Raw genomic sequence first — 14,574 nt, forward strand, 5'->3', positions numbered from 1 at the left:
GCGTAGCGTCGTGTCCTGAGCACCCCCTCTCGTCCTGAGACAATGGGTCTCATGACCGACGACGCACGTGCCATGACCGACAGCGAGCTCCCCGACGACGACACGTCGGTGGAGCGTGCGCTGCGGGTCGGGTTGGACGATTTCGACCTCAGCGAAGAGGACCGCGCGCTGCTCAGCGGAGCGGGTGCGGGACGCGACGGCGACGAGGCCGCCGAGGCGCGTCCCGTGGTCGCGGTCGTCGGCCGCCCGAACGTCGGCAAGTCCACGCTGGTCAACCGGATCCTGGGTCGCCGCGAGGCCGTCGTCGAGGACGTTCCCGGGGTGACCCGTGACCGCGTGGCGTACGACGCCGAATGGACCGGGCGGGACTTCACCCTCGTCGACACCGGCGGGTGGGAGGTCGACGCGACCGGGATCCACCTGCGGGTCGCGGAGCAGGCCGAGGTCGCCGTCGAGCTGGCGGACGCCGTGCTCTTCGTGGTCGATGCGACGGTGGGTGCCACCGACACCGACGAGGCCGTCGTGAAGCTGCTGCGCAAGTCGGGCAAGCCGGTGGTGCTGATCGCCAACAAGGTCGATGACAACCGCACCGAGGCCGACGCGGCCATGCTGTGGTCACTCGGTCTGGGTCAGCCCTACCCCGTCTCGGCGATGCACGGCCGCGGCACCGGTGACGCGCTGGATGCCGTCCTCGGCGTGTTGCCCACCGAGACCAACGTCAGCGGCGCCTACCCGCGCGGTGGCCCGCGTCGCATCGCCCTGGTCGGGCGACCGAACGTCGGCAAATCCTCACTGCTCAACAAGCTCGCGGGGGAGGAGCGGGTGGTCGTCGACAACGTCGCCGGCACCACCCGCGACCCGGTCGACGAGATGATCGAACTGGGCGGCAAAGTATGGCGATTCGTCGACACCGCGGGTATCCGGCGACGCGTTCACCAGACCCGCGGGGCCGACTTCTACTCCTCGCTGCGCACCCAGACGGCCATCGAGAAGGCGGAGGTGGCTGTCGTGCTGATCGATGCCGAGGAGTCCATCGCCGAGCAGGACATCCGCGTCGTGCAGCAGATCGTCGACGCCGGCCGCGCTCTGGTGGTCGCCTACAACAAGTGGGACCTGCTCGACGAGGAACGGCGCTACTACCTCGAGCGTGAGATCGAGCGCGAACTGGTGCAGATCACCTGGGCGCCCCGGGTGAACATCTCGGCGATGACCGGCCGGCACACGGACAGGCTCGTGCCCGCCCTGGAGACCGCCCTCGCGTCGTGGGACTACCGCGTACCGACCGGGCGCCTCAACGCCTTCCTCGGCGAGGTCGCCTCGAGCCACCCGCACCCCGTCCGCAGCGGCAAGCAACCGCGGATCCTCTTCGCGACCCAGGCGTCCACGCGTCCGCCGCGGTTCGTCGTCTTCGCCAGTGGCTTCATCGAGGCCGGCTACCGCCGGTTCCTCGAACGACGGCTGCGCGAGGAGTTCGGCTTCGAGGGCACGCCGATCGAGCTGTCGGTGCGGGTGCGGGAGAAGCGCAAGCGCTGAACCGGGCTCCCGCTGCGGTCGATTGGGTCGCAACGAGGCCGGTGGGATATCGTTTCGCTCGCCCTCCGGGGCGGTTCGACAAATTGCACAACGGGATGTGGCGCAGCTTGGTAGCGCACTTGACTGGGGGTCAAGGGGTCGCAGGTTCAAATCCTGTCATCCCGACAGATCGGCTCTGGCCTGCTTCGGCGGGCCAGAGCCGTTTTCATGCGCTGCGGGAAGCGCGTCGCCACCCGTGGCAGATGCATATCTTTCGTATGTCCCGGAGTCGGGTGTACAAAGGCGATTCATCCGGTCCTGAGAGGGGACTGTGTGAGGAGGCAACTGCCATGAAAAGAGCATCATCGGTGAGGGTCGTGGGCGCCCTTGCTGCCGCGGGAGCGCTCGCACTCACCGGCGGCCCGGCGTCGGCTGCCGCGTGCGGACCGAAAGGACCCCCGGCGTACACGTGCACCAGCGGGGACGTCCCCTCGGGGACCTACGCGCAGCTCAAGGTCACGGGCGCGTGCAAGGTAGCGGCCGGCGCCAAGATCCGTGTCCTGGGCAGCGTGCGCGTCGCCGCGGGCGCCGAGTTCGACGCGCAGAGCGCGCCATCGACGATCACCGTGGGACGCAACGTCATCGGGGCCAAGGGCTCGCTTGTCGGCCTGGGCTGCCAGCCCACCGCGTTGACCGGTAATTCGGCGCATCCGTGCACCGACCAGCCGGACGGCCACTCCACGATCACGGTCTTCGGAAACGTGAGGGCCACCGATGCGGCCGCCGTCCTGCTGAACGGCACCGTGATCTTCGGGAATGTCACCCTCCGTGGTGGCGGATCGCAGATCCCGTGGGCGATCAAGAACAACACCATCGGCGGAGATCTCACCGCCCACGGGCAGAAGACCGACTGGCTGGGCGTGCTGTTCAACACCGTCGGCAGGAGCGTGAGGCTGACCGACATCGCGCTCAGCGACCCGGACCCGGGCGCCCCCGGCGTCTACATCGTCCGGAACACCATCGGGTGGGACCTCGTCTGCCACGGGCTCACCCCTGGAGTATCCGGCGGTTTCGTCCCCGGCAGTGTCAATGTCGTCGGTCACACGGCGACGGGACAGTGCGCCTCCCTGGTCTGAGCCCGCGACGCAGCTCGGCCGGCTGAGTCTCAGGCCGACGCCGATGACCCGCCGTCCTGGCGTACTCGCTGGCAGGTTTCAGGGCCGACCCGGCCGAATGAGACCGGTCTCGTACGCCAGGACGACGAGTTGCGCCCTGTCGCGTCGGTCCGTCTTGGTCAGGATGCGGCTGAGGTAGGTCTTGACGGTGGCTTCGGACAGATGGGACGCCGTGGCGATCTCTCGGTTGGAGTGACCGCGGGCGACGCCCTCGAGGACCTCGAGTTCGCGATCGGTGAGGGCGGCGATGGCGCGCCTGGCGTCGGGTGCAGGCCTGGTCAGGACCTCGTCGATGAGTCGTTGCGTGATTCGCGGGTCGAGCAGCGCATCTCCCGCGGCCACGCTGCGCACCGCACCGACCAGGTGCTCCGGTGGCGCTGTCTTGAGCAGATAGCCACTCGCACCGGCCCGCAACGCGGCGTAGACCAGGGCGTCATCACTGAAGGTGGTGAGTACGAGTGCCTTCGTCGCTCGGGGCAGCGCACGAATCGCCTCGATCCCGTCCATCGTCGGCATCCGCAGATCCATGAGCACCACGTCCGGCGTGGTCGCTGCGGCCGCGGCGACCGCGGCCTGTCCGTCGCCGGCCTCGGCGACGACTCGCAGATCGGGTTCGGACTCCAGGATGAGTCGCAGCCCCCGACGGATGAGGGCCTGGTCGTCGGCGATCAGGATCTCGATCATGCGACGGGGAGCGGGAGGGGGAAGGTCGCCGTGACGGCCCAGCCGCCGGCAGGCTGCGAGCCTGCGTGCAGGGTGCCACCGAACATTCGCACCCGTTCCCGCATGCCGGGCAGTCCCTCACCGGAGGACTCGAGGCCCGGCGACGGGCCACCTGCGTGTCCGTCGTCCACGACCCGGATCGTGAGGTCGCACAGTCCGTAGTCGACGACGACGTGAGTGCGGCTCCCGGCTGAATGCTTGAGCACGTTCGTGAGGGCCTCCTGCACGATCCGGAAGGCCGACACGTCGAGTGCATCCCCCACGTCTCGCACCGAACCGGTCACATCGAGCGACACCGGGAGGCCGATGCGGGCGAGCTCGCTGACCAGCGGGGCCACGGCGTGCAGGCCGGCTGCCGCGACGAGCGGCTGATCGTCCTCGCGCAACATCCCGAGGAGCAGGTGGAGCTCGTCGATCGCCTTGCGACCGCTCGACTGGATGTAGGTCAGGCTTTCGCTCACATCGGTCGAGCACGTGGGCAGCAGTCGTTCCGCCGCGGCGGCCTGGACGACCATCACCGCGACATCATGGGCGATCACGTCGTGAAGTTCTCGCGCGATGCGCTCACGCTCGGCCACGACCGCCTCGCGTGTCCTCAGATCCCGTTCGCGTGCCATCAGGTCTGCTCGGGCGCCTTCGAGGTCGGCGCGCCGGCGCAGCAGGCGCATCGCTCGCCCGGCGGCGAACGCCAGGACCAGGCCCGTCCCGACGTAGACCAGTTGGCTCGGGGTCGCGAACGCCGGCACCCGCACGACGAAACTGACGACCACCGCCACCGCGACGAGCGGGACGAGCAACGCCTGCCGGGTCGAGCACCTCGACCCCACGGCGTAGAACGAAGCCAGCGTGGGCACGAACGATGCGTAGAAGTCCGGAAAGGAGCCCGTAGCAAGCGTCGGCAGCAGGCTGCACACCATCACGACGAGCAGCACGGCCAATGGGTGTCGGGTCCGGCCCAGCAGCCCCGCCGCAGCGACGAGACCGCACGTGATGGCCAGGGCCGACGTACGAGGGGTGGTCCAGCCCGCGATCCCGTTGGCGACGATGGCGGCTGCGACGCAGACAGCGACGGCTAGATCCCATGGCGTCCAGAGCCACTGGCGCGTGACCTTCACCATCGCAGAGTAGGTCGTCGACGACCTGTCGGTCTGTCAACCAGCGAGGACGAGATCGTCAACCTCCGAGGACTGAGGTGTCCTCGGAGGGCCGATGACTCATACCGCGCGTTCGCGGACGCTGGAGGAGTTCGCCGGCTCGGCGAACCCACCCTCGAGTCGACTCGGAGACAACTCTCATGGCCCGCAGAACCACCGTCATCGCCGGCGCCGCGCTCGTCGCGGCCGGCGCCGCCGCGGCACTCTCGACCGCCGACGCCAGCGCAGCTCCACGCATCCACACGCAACACTTCCACGCTCGGGCGACGGCTCAACTGGCGACCGGGAAGACGAGCTTTGTCCTCGCCGAGCAGGACGTCATCGGTGCCAGGGTGATCGGCCACGACGTTCTCTTCTGCTCAGCCACCCGCACTCATTCGACCTGTCACATCGCCTTCGCTCAGGGCGGTGGGCTGATCTACGCCCGCTTCCTGCTCCGCGACTCCGACCACACTGCCCGCGGCCGGGTGACCGGCGGCACCGGGCAGTACTCGCATGCTCACGGCACGATCACCGCGCGTCTGCTGTCGCCGACCGACGTCGTCGTCGACCTGCGCTACCGGGATTGAGGAGCGACCATGGACACGTCGCCCACCGATGCTCCTCTCGACACCGCCGCAGTCTTTCCCGAGCGCCGGGACGTTCTCGGCACGACCGCTCTCGTGGCTGCGGCCGTCTCCTTCGCAGGCTTCCTCGTGCTCATCATCGGTCACCTGGTCGACCCGTCCGGCTTCAACAACGGGAAGCACCCCGACGCGGCGAACAACCTCGCATTCTTCGCTTACGTCCTCGGCCTGCTGATTGCCTTGATACTGGGCGCTGCCGTCTGGTTCCACGGACGCCGCAGCGGACGCACCGGACCACGGTCACCCGCAGCCCTGGCCACGTACTACGGGCTCGCCTTCCTCGTGGTGACGGTCGTCGCGGCGATGCTCGGCGGCTGAGGACGGCCCGGCAGGTTCGCGCCCGGTTGAACTGAGCCGGGCGAACGGCCCCTCAGTGCAGGTGCGGCCGATAGGTGAGTTCCTGGGTACGCCCGTCCAGAAGTCTGCTGTCGACGAGCTCCAGGTCGAAGTCGGCCGCACCACCGAGGACGGGACCCGTTCCAGTGGCTCCTGTGATGACGGGGAAGACCGACACCTGCACGAAGTCGACCACCCCGGCCGCCATCAACGACCTGTTGAGCGACAGGCTCCCGTGCGATCGCAACGGCACCGGGGACTCCCGCTTGAGTTCGGTGATGAGGTCCACCCCGTCGCCGGTGGCGACGGTCGCGTCCGGCCAGTCGAGCGGAGCCGCCAGCGTGGAGGACACCACGGTGGCGGGCAGGCTCCTCATCTTGGCCACCCAGGGGTCGGAGACTCCCGACTCCTCGGTCGGTGCGCCCAGCATCTGCATGAACAGCCGGAAGGTGTTCGCACCGAACACCATTCGCTGATCGGTGTCGTAGAGCTCGAAGCGACGGTCGAGCAGCTCGGGACCCTGTTTGCCCCAGTAGCCACCCCAGTCGCCAGGCAGGTCGTACGAGCCGAAGCCGTCCAGGCTCATGAAGATGTCGAAGGTGTAGGTCGCGGTCATGAGCTGCTCCCTCGTCCGGAGTCGATACGTGCGAGCCGGTGCTGCACCGAACCTAGCGCCACGAGCCGGCGGACCGCGCTCACGATGTGAAGCGATGGTGGGGTGCCGGGCGCAGCAGGAACCACGTCCGAGCGCGCATCCGGCCGGGTTCGTCGAGCACGCTGAAGGGGACCGGGGTGCGCCCCTGGTCCAGGACGGCCTGCTCCAGGTAGTCCCGCAGGCACCACACATCGGCCGGATCGGTGCGCCCCGACAGGTCGAGCAGCCGCTCGAGGGCGCCCGGGTCCAGAACGAGGTCGGCCGCGACCTCGGCCGTCGTCAGCCCGGACAGTTCGAAGTTGGCCCGCAGCTCACGTCGGGTGCGAGCTGTCTCGGCGGCGTCGAGTGACACGGTTGCTCCCATCGGGCGGTCGTCATCGGGTGGTCACGTCTCATCAGCTCGCGTCGTCGCGCCCACGGGTGCGCTCGTAGTGACGCCGGGCTTTCATCCGGTTGCCGCACGACGCCATGGAGCACCAGCGGGCGCTGTTGGGCTTGCTGCGGTCGAGCAGGAAGAGGCGACAGTCGGGATTGGCGCACGGCCGCAACCGACCCGGCATGGAGGACTGCACGGCATCCCACGCGAGGACCGCGGCTGCCGCTGCCTCGTCCGCGGCGGGCGCGGTCAGGGACCACGTGACCCTCCCGTCGGAGAACCCCGCCCGATAGCTGGCCGCCCGCACGAACGGCGCCAGGTCGTCGGCGGACACGTCGCCCCGCACCACGCCCTGCAGAGCGTCGCGCGCGTCGCGCAGCCGCCGCCAGGCCGCGTCGCCGGCCGGCCGGCCGTGCGCAGTCAACCAGGCGTGTCCTGCGGAGGCGTCGGAGAGCTCGTCCGTTGGCTGCCCACCGATCACAGGGGTCGAGTTGAGCAGGTCGAGCAGCAGTCGCTCGTCGGTGCCCGGCTGGTCCATTCGGCAAACCTAACTTCTCAACATGAGCTTGACAAGTTAGGCCGGTCCGACAAGATGGTAACCACCAATCGCTTTCATAGGAGTTAGACATGGTTGCCGTCCATCACCGCTACGCCACTGTTCAGGGACACGAGCTCTTCTACCGGGAGGCGGGGCCCGCCGGTGCCCCGGTCGTCGTACTCCTGCACGGGTTCCCGACCAGCTCGTTCATGTTCCGCGAGCTGATCCCCCTGCTCGCGGAGCGCTACCACGTGATCGCGCCGGATCACCTCGGCTTCGGACTGTCAGCGGCCCCACCGGCCGATGCGTTCGACTACACCTTCGACGCGCTGAGCGACCTCACCCGCGGCCTGTTGGCACACCTGGGCGTACGCCGATACGCGCTCTACGTGCAGGACTACGGCGCCCCGGTCGGCTGGCGGCTCGCGCTCGCCGACCCGTCGGCCGTCACCGCCATCGTGACCCAGAACGGCAACGGATACGACGCGGGCTTCGTGAAGAGCTTCTGGGGTCCGATCGAGGACTACCAGCGTGATCCGAGCCCCGAGCACGAGGCGAACGCGCGCGCCGGTCTGAGCCTGGAGGGCATCAGATGGCAGTACGTCGCCGGGGTGTCCGACCCGAGCGTCGTCAGTCCGGACACCTGGCACCACGACTTCGCGCTGGTCTCCCGACCGGGCAACGACGAGATCCAGCTGGCGTTGGTCCGCGACTATGCCAACAACTCACCGCTCTACCCGACGCTGCACGAGTACCTGCGCGCCCACCGGCCGCCGGTCCTGGCGGCGTGGGGGGAGAACGATCCGATCTTCGGTCCCGACGGTGCCCGAGCATTCGCCGCCGACGTGCCCGAGGCCGAGATCCACCTCATCGACGGTGGACACTTCCTGCTCGAGAGTGCGGGGGAGCGGGTCGCCGCGCTGATGCTCGATTTCCTCGACCGCGCGACGGCGGCGACGACGGACTCCGCCTGACCTGACGGGCCGCGCTGAGCGGACCGGACACGGTCGGGTGCTACTCGACCAGTGCCTGAGTGCCCAGCACGATCGCGAGCTGGAGAAGCTCGGCGTCCCGCGTACCGGGCTCGGCCGTGTAGGCCATCACCCGTAGGTCTTCGCCGGCGACGACGAGGGTGTCGCAGGTGAGCGCGATCTGGCCGACGGCGGGGTGCTCGATGACCTTGTGGCGCGACTGCGCCGGCCCCGCGGGCTCGGGCCTGGCGTCCCACAGCTCGATGAACCGCGGGCTGGCAGCGCGAAGCCGAGCCACGAGCCGTCGTACCCCCGCGTCGGCCGGGTACCGCGTCGCCGTCATCCGCAGATCCGCGACCAGCCGCGCGACCTGCGCCGCGTGCTGCCCGGGCGTCTGCACGGTGCGCGATCCGCTGCCCATGACGTTGCGCCACACCCCGTTGCGTTCGTCGCCTCGCAGGGCGGAGGTCTCACCCATCAGGGCGTCGTACGCCGCGTTGGCGCTCAACAGGTTCCACGCGGCGTCGTACACGACCAACGGCACACCCTCGAGCCGGTCCAGCAGACGCTGCATGCTGGCGGTGATGCGCGTCGGAACGAGGCCGGGCCCCGGCGCGGACAGCCCCGTGAGGTGGAAGAGCAGCTCGCGCTCGGCATCGGCCAACCGCAGACCGCGGGCGAGCGCCTCGACGACCTGCGGGGACGGCGAGGTGGCGCGGCCCTGCTCCAGGCGGGTCAGATAGTCGACCGAGATTCCGGCGAGCCCGGCCAGTTCCTCGCGCCGCAGACCGGCCGCACGCCGGTGACCGCCCCGTCGCAGGCCCACGTCCTCCGGGCCGACGCGTTCGCGCCACCCGCGCACCGCGCGGCCGAACTGGGACTGTTCCTGCACGGTGCCCATGGTGACCCATCGGGAGACACGTGTCGTGGCCCTGTCAGTCCTACGAAGACCGGACGACTGCCTGATGCCGTCGGCGCAGCGCAGCATGGATGCATGACCACCACACTGATCACCGGAGCCAACAAGGGCCTCGGCAAAGAGACCGCCCGCCTGCTCGTCGAGGCGGGGCACATCGTCTGGATGGGCTCGCGCGACCAGGCCCGGGGGACCGCCGCGGCAGAGGAGGTCGGTGGCCGGTTCGTCCAACTCGACGTCACCGACGACCGATCGGTCGATGTCGCGATGGCGATGATCGCCGAGTCGGGGACGGGTCTCGATGTCGTCGTCAACAACGCCGGCATCGCCAAGCGCACCGCGGGCGGGGGCCAGGCCGAGGCTCTGGACGGACCCAGCGTCCTGGAGGTCTTCGACACCAACGCCGTCGGGGTCGTGCGGGTCACCGAGGCCGCGCTCCCGCTGTTGGCGACATCGACGAATCCCGTCGTCGTGAACGTCTCGAGTGCTCTGGGTTCGTTCTGGGCCACGCACGAGCCATCACGGCCCGCCTCCCACTTCGTCTCCATCGTCTACGGCGCGAGCAAGGCCGCCGTCTCGATGCTCACGGTGCAGTACGCCCGCGCGCACCCCGGCATCAAGATCAACGCGGTCGAGCCCGGCATCACGGCCACCGAGCTCGGGGGCGGTGACCCGGGCAGCCACCCCGGGCGGCCCGCGATCGAGAGCGCCCGCGTGGTGGCCGACCTGGCGTGCATCGGCCCCGACGGGCCGACCGGCACCTTCCATGAGGACGCCGGCGAGCTCGGGTGGTGACATGCCGGTGAGGTCCATACCGAGAAGTCTCTGAGTACGCCGCCACGCGTCGTGCCCTCGATCGGCTCCGGAACCGGGTCGGCCGCACCGGCGAGGAGGGAGGTCATCGCCGTGGCGCGTCCGGGACCCAGATCGACGCGTCGTGCGCGAAGACCACCTGCCGCGGGTCGAAGGCCAGCAGGGTGTCGATCCATGCGGGGGCGACGGGCAGCGGAGGCACATGTCCGAGGTCGGCCGCCCGCCGAGCGAGGACGTCGTCGCTCCACTGCGAGGCCGCGTCGTGGGACTGCCCGGCCAGCACGATCGAACCGTCCTCGCACTCGACGACGAGGGACTGGTGGCCCGCGACGTGCCCCGGCGTGGGGAGGACGTGCACACCGGGAAGGATCTCGCTGGGCCCGTCGAGGACCTCGTAACGGACGCCGGCGTGGTCGACGAGTTCGTCGATCGTGTAGTCACCGCCACGCGCTGTGGCGAGCTCGGTGCGCTGGACGAAGATGGGCAGACCCGCCAGTTGCGGGTTGCCCCCGCAGTGATCGAAGTGCAGATGGCAGTTGACGACCCGGCTCACGTCTCCGGCATCGACACCGGCCGAGCGCAGCGCCTGGGACAGGGGCACCCTCTGCGGGCGGTACCAGGCCTCGGTCTCCGGATCGGCGGCGCCGATTCCGGTGTCGAGCAGCAGCAAGCCGTCCCGATGGGGCACGGCGTAGCCGTAGACCGCTTCGACCTTCGGCGTTCCCGTGCCGGTCTCCTCGGCCGGGCGTACGAAACTTCCCAGGAACACCCGACGTACGTCGTGGATCTTCATCGCGAACGAGGCCCCTGTGACGTCATGACGACGTGACGTCGCGCGACCAGCGTTGCGCGTACGACAGGTACGTGCGGCCGATCCGCGTCGCTGCCTCGGTGTCGTCGATCGTGCCGTGCGTCCAGTCGCGGATGGCCTCCTCCCAGATGCTGCGCCCGATCGCGAATCCCACGAAGGCATCGACCTGTGCGGCGACGTCGAGCCAGTGGTCCAGTCGCTCCTGCGGGGCGTCCCGGCCGAGCACGATGAGGTCCGCGTCATGCCCGCCGGAGCGAGCCTGGCCTGCCACCGCACGCGCAGCGTCGACCGTCTCCAGGCCCTCCACCTTCCACAGCCTCGGCGCGACCCCCGCCCGCTGGTTGTCGGCGATGACCTGCGTCACGAGCCCGGGCCGGACGTCGCGGTCGTAGCGATCCGTATCGCCGCTGACGGAGGCCTTCTGCTCGTCGGTGGCGGGTACGAGGAGCTCGTAGAGGAACGGCACCCCCGCGTCCGCGAGGCCCGCGCTGACCTTCGCCAGGTCGTCGAGCTGCCGCGACCGGTCGGAGGCGTCGAACCACGGGTTGTCGCGCACGAGCACCTTGGCGTACGCCGGTGCCACTTCACGGACATGATCGAGCCACTGCTCGCCGTACTCCAGCGTGAACCAGTCGTGACCGCTCGCCTCGACCGGGATCGCCAGCACCACGTCGTCGGACGGCGCGGCCGCCACCACCGCGGCGCCGTACTGCTCGTCCACGAGCACACCGGGCCGTCCGATCGTGACCTGCGCACGTACGTCGCGAAGCCCCGCGTAGATCAACTGCTTCGCGTGCCGCATCCTCCCCGCCTGCTCATCGGTGGGTGAGTCGTGCTCGACGCCGAAGAGGCTGGACCCGAACGAACCGCGGTGGTCCATCGCCAGGATCAGCAGCGGGTCGTCGTGGGTCGGGGACCAGGACGTGGGGACGGTCACGGTGCGCTCCCTCGGAGAGATGTGTGGGCCAGCCCATCCTGCTCCTGCGGTGGCAGGCGTCGGCGGGCCGCCCTATGCGCGGGTCGGGGTCGCCGTGCGACGCGCGTCGACCAGGTAGGACGCCAGCGGCGCGATGACGAACGCGATGGCCAACAGGGTGATCGCCAGGACATTGGGCCGACCCCCCGACACGAAGATGCCCTTGAAGTCGAACGACACCAGCAGGAACAGGGAGAACACGATCGCCACCGCCGGTACCACGGTGCCCAGCAGCCTGCCGGTGCGGATGGAGGCCCACCGCTCCTTCCTGCTCGACGCGAACCGGATGACGACGACCGGCACGACGAGGAACTGCACGAAGCGCGAGATGACGGCGAGCCCGGTCAGGTTGGCGGTGTCGTACCCGAGGGACAGCGGGAAGGCGATCGCCAGCACCGCGGTCACGCCGAACGCCAGCAGCGGCACGCCGAAGCCACGCTTGCGCGCGATCGCCGCAGGGAGCAGGCCGTCGTCGGCGAGCGCGGTGAAGAGCCGGGGCGCGCTGAACGACGAGGCGATGTTGATGCCGAACAACGACACCAGTGCACCGATCACGACGAGGGTGTGCACGGTGTCGTTGGTGATGGCTGCGGCGAGTTTGACGGTGTCGGAGGAGTTCGCGATCTTGTCCGGCGCGAGCAGCATGCCCGAGGTGATGGCGAGCAGATACACGACAGCGACGATCACCATGGCCGTCGGCACGGCGCGGGGCAGTGTCCGGTCGGGCTGCTCCATCTCCTCGGCGGCGTTGGCGATCGACTCGAAGCCGGTGAACGCGTAGAGCGCGGCGATCACGGCCAGCACGACGCTCGCGAACTCGCCTGTGCCCACGTCGATGAAGCCGAACAGGGAGTAGGTGCTCGGTCCGCCGTACACCTTGCTGCCGCCCGCCAGGTGGTAGTCGTTATGGCCCGTCACGACCACGGTGACGACGGCAGCGACGATGAAGATCACCAGCGCGAGGACCTTGCCGATCGTCGAGATGCCGTTGGTCCACGCGATGACCCGGTTGCCGAAGTAGTTGATGACCAGGAGCAGGAGGATGAACAGCACGAAGGTGAGGGTCTTCACGCTGAGGAAGCCGGTCTCCTTCGACCATCCTTCGTGCGGGAAGACCACCTGGAGGAAGGTCGTGACGGCGAACGACGCGAGCGTCCCCCAGGCGATGGCCGCGGTGAACGCGTGAGTGACCCCGACGTAGATCCCGGTCCGGCGACCGATCCCGACCATGGTGTACGCGTACGCAGCCCCGTTCGTCCTGACGTACCGCGCGGCGGTGGCGAAGACGAGGGCCAGGACGAGCGCGAACACGGCCGCGATCACGTACGCCAGAGGCGCGAGCGTCCCCGCGTCGGAGATCACCGCTCCGGGGGTGAGAAAGATCCCAGCACCGATGACGGCATTCACGCCGAGCAGTACGACGCTCCAGTAGCCGAGCGGCCGCTGCAGCAGACCGGTCCTTTGCTCGCTCAACCCACGCACTTCCCTTATTAAATCGGAAAGCAATGGTTATATCCCGAGCGAGGTGCCGCACGTCGACAGGACCGCCTGGCGAGATAATGGATCCGACAGCCGCGCACCGACGCTCAGCTGACTCGCCGGCGCCTGACCACGTCGCCGGGATCCTGCCGCATGGGGCTCAAGCCGGCTGGCGTTCCCCCGTCGGGTCGGCCCATCCCGCCGTACGCAGCACCCGCCCGTCCAGCGCGTCCAGCCGGGCAGCGACGCCCGCGGCCTCCAGCCAGCCCGGGGCGTCCTCACTCAGGATGATCGAGGCCGTGGAGGCCGCGTTCGCCTCCACGGCGTTCGCGGCGGCGCAGGTGACCTGCGACCAGATCGTGTCGGCGGGCGACCCGGTGCGGGGGTCGATGATGTGGTGTCGCGGCACATCACCCTGCTGCCAGGTGCGCAGCCGCGTGGAGGAGGTCGCGAACGCCTGCCCCGCACCGCACACCCGCTGGAGCACCGCGCCGTGGTGATCGGCGACCCCGATCGACCAGCCGGTGCTGGGAAGCGCTCCGGACGTCGCCACGTCGCCGCCTAGATTGACCAGGAACCCGCCGTCCATCCTCGCCGCCAGTTCCGCGGCGATGCTGTCGGCGGCCCATGCCTTCGCGCTGGCGCCGAGGTCGAGCTGCACGCCGGCATCCACCGTGAGCTCGCGGCGTACGGGATCGAACGTCCAACCCGCAGAGAGAGATCCGTCCCGGGGCGGCACAGCGACGAGCGACGACGTGGCACGGGAGGCGCGGGCTCGCACCACGTCCAGGTCGGCGTCGTACCCGGCGGTGATCAGCGCGCGGCCGACGGTCGGGGTGACCAGGCCATCGGTCAGCGCGCTGGTACGCCGCGCGGCTTCGAGCGCGGCCGCCAGCGTCGTCCCCACCTGGGTGCGATACGCCCGGTGCCGCGCCGCCGAATTCACCGCACTCAACTCGGAGTCGGGACGGAAGCGGGAGGCAGCGGCGTCCAGTTCGACGAGCCGGGCACGCAGGAGTTGCAGCGCTTCGCGCTCCACGGCCGGGTCGGTGACCACGAGTTCGATCATCGTGCCGATGGCTCGAAAGGAGCTGCGTTGCATCATGATCCGCCGGTGTTGGAGGCGGAGGTGCTGCTCGACGATGAGGTCACCGGGCTACTCGAGGTGAAGCTCGACGACGAACTGGTCGTGGAGCTGGAGGTGCCGGACGTCCCCGACTTGCTCGTCGAACTCGAGGTCGTCGGGGATGCCGTGGAACTGGTGGTCGTGGGGGACACCCCGGCGGCCGTGGCCGACTGGTCGAGGTCGAGCTTCAGCGCGACGCCGCCCGTCGCGAGCACGGCGGCGAGCAAGATGGAGGCGGTGGCGCGCCGGGTGCGTCGCAACGCGCGATGGCCGAGGGAGTGCGGCATGCGGTACTCCTGGGGAGAGGGTCGATGACCCGACCACCATCGCCGCCTGCTGTGTGCAGTTCCTGTGCGCGTTCTAGGTGCACGCGGTGGCTCGTCGCGC

17 protein-coding genes and 1 tRNA gene are annotated in these 14,574 nt (G+C 69.5%); 8 read left to right on the plus strand and 10 right to left on the minus strand.

The window, feature by feature from the left end:
• Positions 1-51: 51 nt before the first annotated feature.
• From der to J4030_RS04605, 3 genes are all read left to right on the plus strand, one after another.
• Positions 52-1,533, plus strand: coding sequence for a ribosome biogenesis GTPase Der (gene der, locus J4030_RS04595; protein WP_208048026.1), 1,482 nt, complete (start codon positions 52-54; stop codon positions 1,531-1,533).
• Between the two features lie 91 nt (positions 1,534-1,624).
• Positions 1,625-1,698, plus strand: a tRNA-Pro gene (locus J4030_RS04600).
• Between the two features lie 182 nt (positions 1,699-1,880).
• Positions 1,881-2,648, plus strand: a complete 768-nt coding sequence (locus tag J4030_RS04605; protein ID WP_208048027.1) for a hypothetical protein — start codon at positions 1,881-1,883, stop codon at positions 2,646-2,648.
• A 78-nt stretch (positions 2,649-2,726) separates the two neighbouring features.
• Here the strand turns inward: J4030_RS04605 and J4030_RS04610 are convergent, their stop codons facing one another.
• Together J4030_RS04610 and J4030_RS18445 are read right to left on the minus strand one after the other, a co-directional pair.
• Positions 2,727-3,371, minus strand: coding sequence for a response regulator transcription factor (locus J4030_RS04610; protein WP_208048028.1), 645 nt, complete (start codon positions 3,369-3,371; stop codon positions 2,727-2,729).
• Positions 3,368-4,525 (minus strand): sensor histidine kinase, encoded by a 1,158-nt coding sequence (locus J4030_RS18445; protein ID WP_208048029.1) that lies wholly within the window; start codon positions 4,523-4,525, stop codon positions 3,368-3,370. Before J4030_RS18445 ends, J4030_RS04610 begins: the two co-directional genes overlap by 4 nt.
• 179 nt (positions 4,526-4,704) lie before the next feature.
• On the opposite strand from J4030_RS18445, the gene J4030_RS04620 reads away from it, so the two are divergent.
• Positions 4,705-5,133, plus strand: coding sequence for a hypothetical protein (locus tag J4030_RS04620; protein WP_208048030.1), 429 nt, complete (start codon positions 4,705-4,707; stop codon positions 5,131-5,133).
• 9 nt (positions 5,134-5,142) lie between these two features.
• Positions 5,143-5,508 carry a hypothetical protein gene (locus tag J4030_RS04625; RefSeq protein ID WP_208048031.1) on the plus strand — a complete coding sequence of 122 codons (366 nt, stop codon included), beginning with the start codon at positions 5,143-5,145 and terminating at the stop codon, positions 5,506-5,508.
• Positions 5,509-5,560: 52 nt separating this feature from the next.
• Here J4030_RS04625 and J4030_RS04630 read toward each other — a convergent pair whose 3' ends face one another.
• The 3 genes from J4030_RS04630 to J4030_RS04640 form a co-directional block, all read right to left on the minus strand.
• Positions 5,561-6,142, minus strand: a complete 582-nt coding sequence (locus tag J4030_RS04630; protein ID WP_208048032.1) for a dihydrofolate reductase family protein — start codon at positions 6,140-6,142, stop codon at positions 5,561-5,563.
• A 79-nt stretch (positions 6,143-6,221) separates the two neighbouring features.
• Complete coding sequence (locus J4030_RS04635) at positions 6,222-6,533, minus strand: DUF2316 family protein (protein ID WP_208048033.1); 312 nt, start codon at positions 6,531-6,533, stop codon at positions 6,222-6,224.
• Positions 6,534-6,576: 43 nt separating this feature from the next.
• Entirely contained in the window at positions 6,577-7,095 is a 519-nt protein-coding gene (locus tag J4030_RS04640; RefSeq protein ID WP_208048034.1) for a CGNR zinc finger domain-containing protein, read from the minus strand.
• A gap of 89 nt (positions 7,096-7,184) precedes the next feature.
• On the opposite strand from J4030_RS04640, the gene J4030_RS04645 reads away from it, so the two are divergent.
• The gene (locus J4030_RS04645; protein WP_208048035.1) at positions 7,185-8,069 is read left to right on the plus strand and encodes an alpha/beta fold hydrolase; all 885 of its coding nucleotides are present in this window, start codon (positions 7,185-7,187) and stop codon (positions 8,067-8,069) included.
• Positions 8,070-8,109: 40 nt separating this feature from the next.
• Here J4030_RS04645 and J4030_RS04650 read toward each other — a convergent pair whose 3' ends face one another.
• Positions 8,110-8,958 (minus strand): helix-turn-helix transcriptional regulator, encoded by an 849-nt coding sequence (locus J4030_RS04650; RefSeq protein ID WP_307864557.1) that lies wholly within the window; start codon positions 8,956-8,958, stop codon positions 8,110-8,112.
• A 102-nt stretch (positions 8,959-9,060) separates the two neighbouring features.
• Here J4030_RS04650 and J4030_RS04655 point away from each other — a divergent pair, with 102 nt between their 5' ends.
• Positions 9,061-9,777, plus strand: coding sequence for an SDR family NAD(P)-dependent oxidoreductase (locus J4030_RS04655; protein ID WP_208048037.1), 717 nt, complete (start codon positions 9,061-9,063; stop codon positions 9,775-9,777).
• 103 nt (positions 9,778-9,880) lie between these two features.
• Here the strand turns inward: J4030_RS04655 and J4030_RS04660 are convergent, their stop codons facing one another.
• From J4030_RS04660 to J4030_RS04675, 4 genes are all read right to left on the minus strand, one after another.
• On the minus strand, positions 9,881-10,588 hold the full coding sequence (locus J4030_RS04660; protein WP_208048038.1) for an MBL fold metallo-hydrolase: 708 nt from the start codon (positions 10,586-10,588) through the stop codon (positions 9,881-9,883).
• Positions 10,589-10,610: 22 nt separating this feature from the next.
• Complete coding sequence (locus tag J4030_RS04665; protein ID WP_208048039.1) at positions 10,611-11,543, minus strand: 2-deoxy-5-keto-D-gluconate 6-phosphate aldolase domain-containing protein; 933 nt, start codon at positions 11,541-11,543, stop codon at positions 10,611-10,613.
• A gap of 72 nt (positions 11,544-11,615) precedes the next feature.
• A complete protein-coding gene (locus J4030_RS04670) occupies positions 11,616-13,055 on the minus strand; it encodes an APC family permease (protein WP_208048040.1) in 1,440 nt (479 codons plus the stop codon).
• Between the two features lie 166 nt (positions 13,056-13,221).
• Positions 13,222-14,166: an FAD:protein FMN transferase gene (locus J4030_RS04675; protein ID WP_208048041.1), complete on the minus strand. Its 945-nt coding sequence runs from the start codon at positions 14,164-14,166 to the stop codon at positions 13,222-13,224.
• Here J4030_RS04675 and J4030_RS04680 point away from each other — a divergent pair.
• The gene (locus tag J4030_RS04680) at positions 14,158-14,502 is read left to right on the plus strand and encodes a hypothetical protein (protein WP_208048042.1); all 345 of its coding nucleotides are present in this window, start codon (positions 14,158-14,160) and stop codon (positions 14,500-14,502) included. The genes J4030_RS04675 and J4030_RS04680 overlap by 9 nt on opposite strands.
• Positions 14,503-14,574: the final 72 nt, after the last annotated feature.

The sequence above is a fragment of the Allobranchiibius sp. CTAmp26 genome (assembly GCF_017565405.1).
Taxonomy (GTDB): domain Bacteria; phylum Actinomycetota; class Actinomycetes; order Actinomycetales; family Dermatophilaceae; genus Allobranchiibius.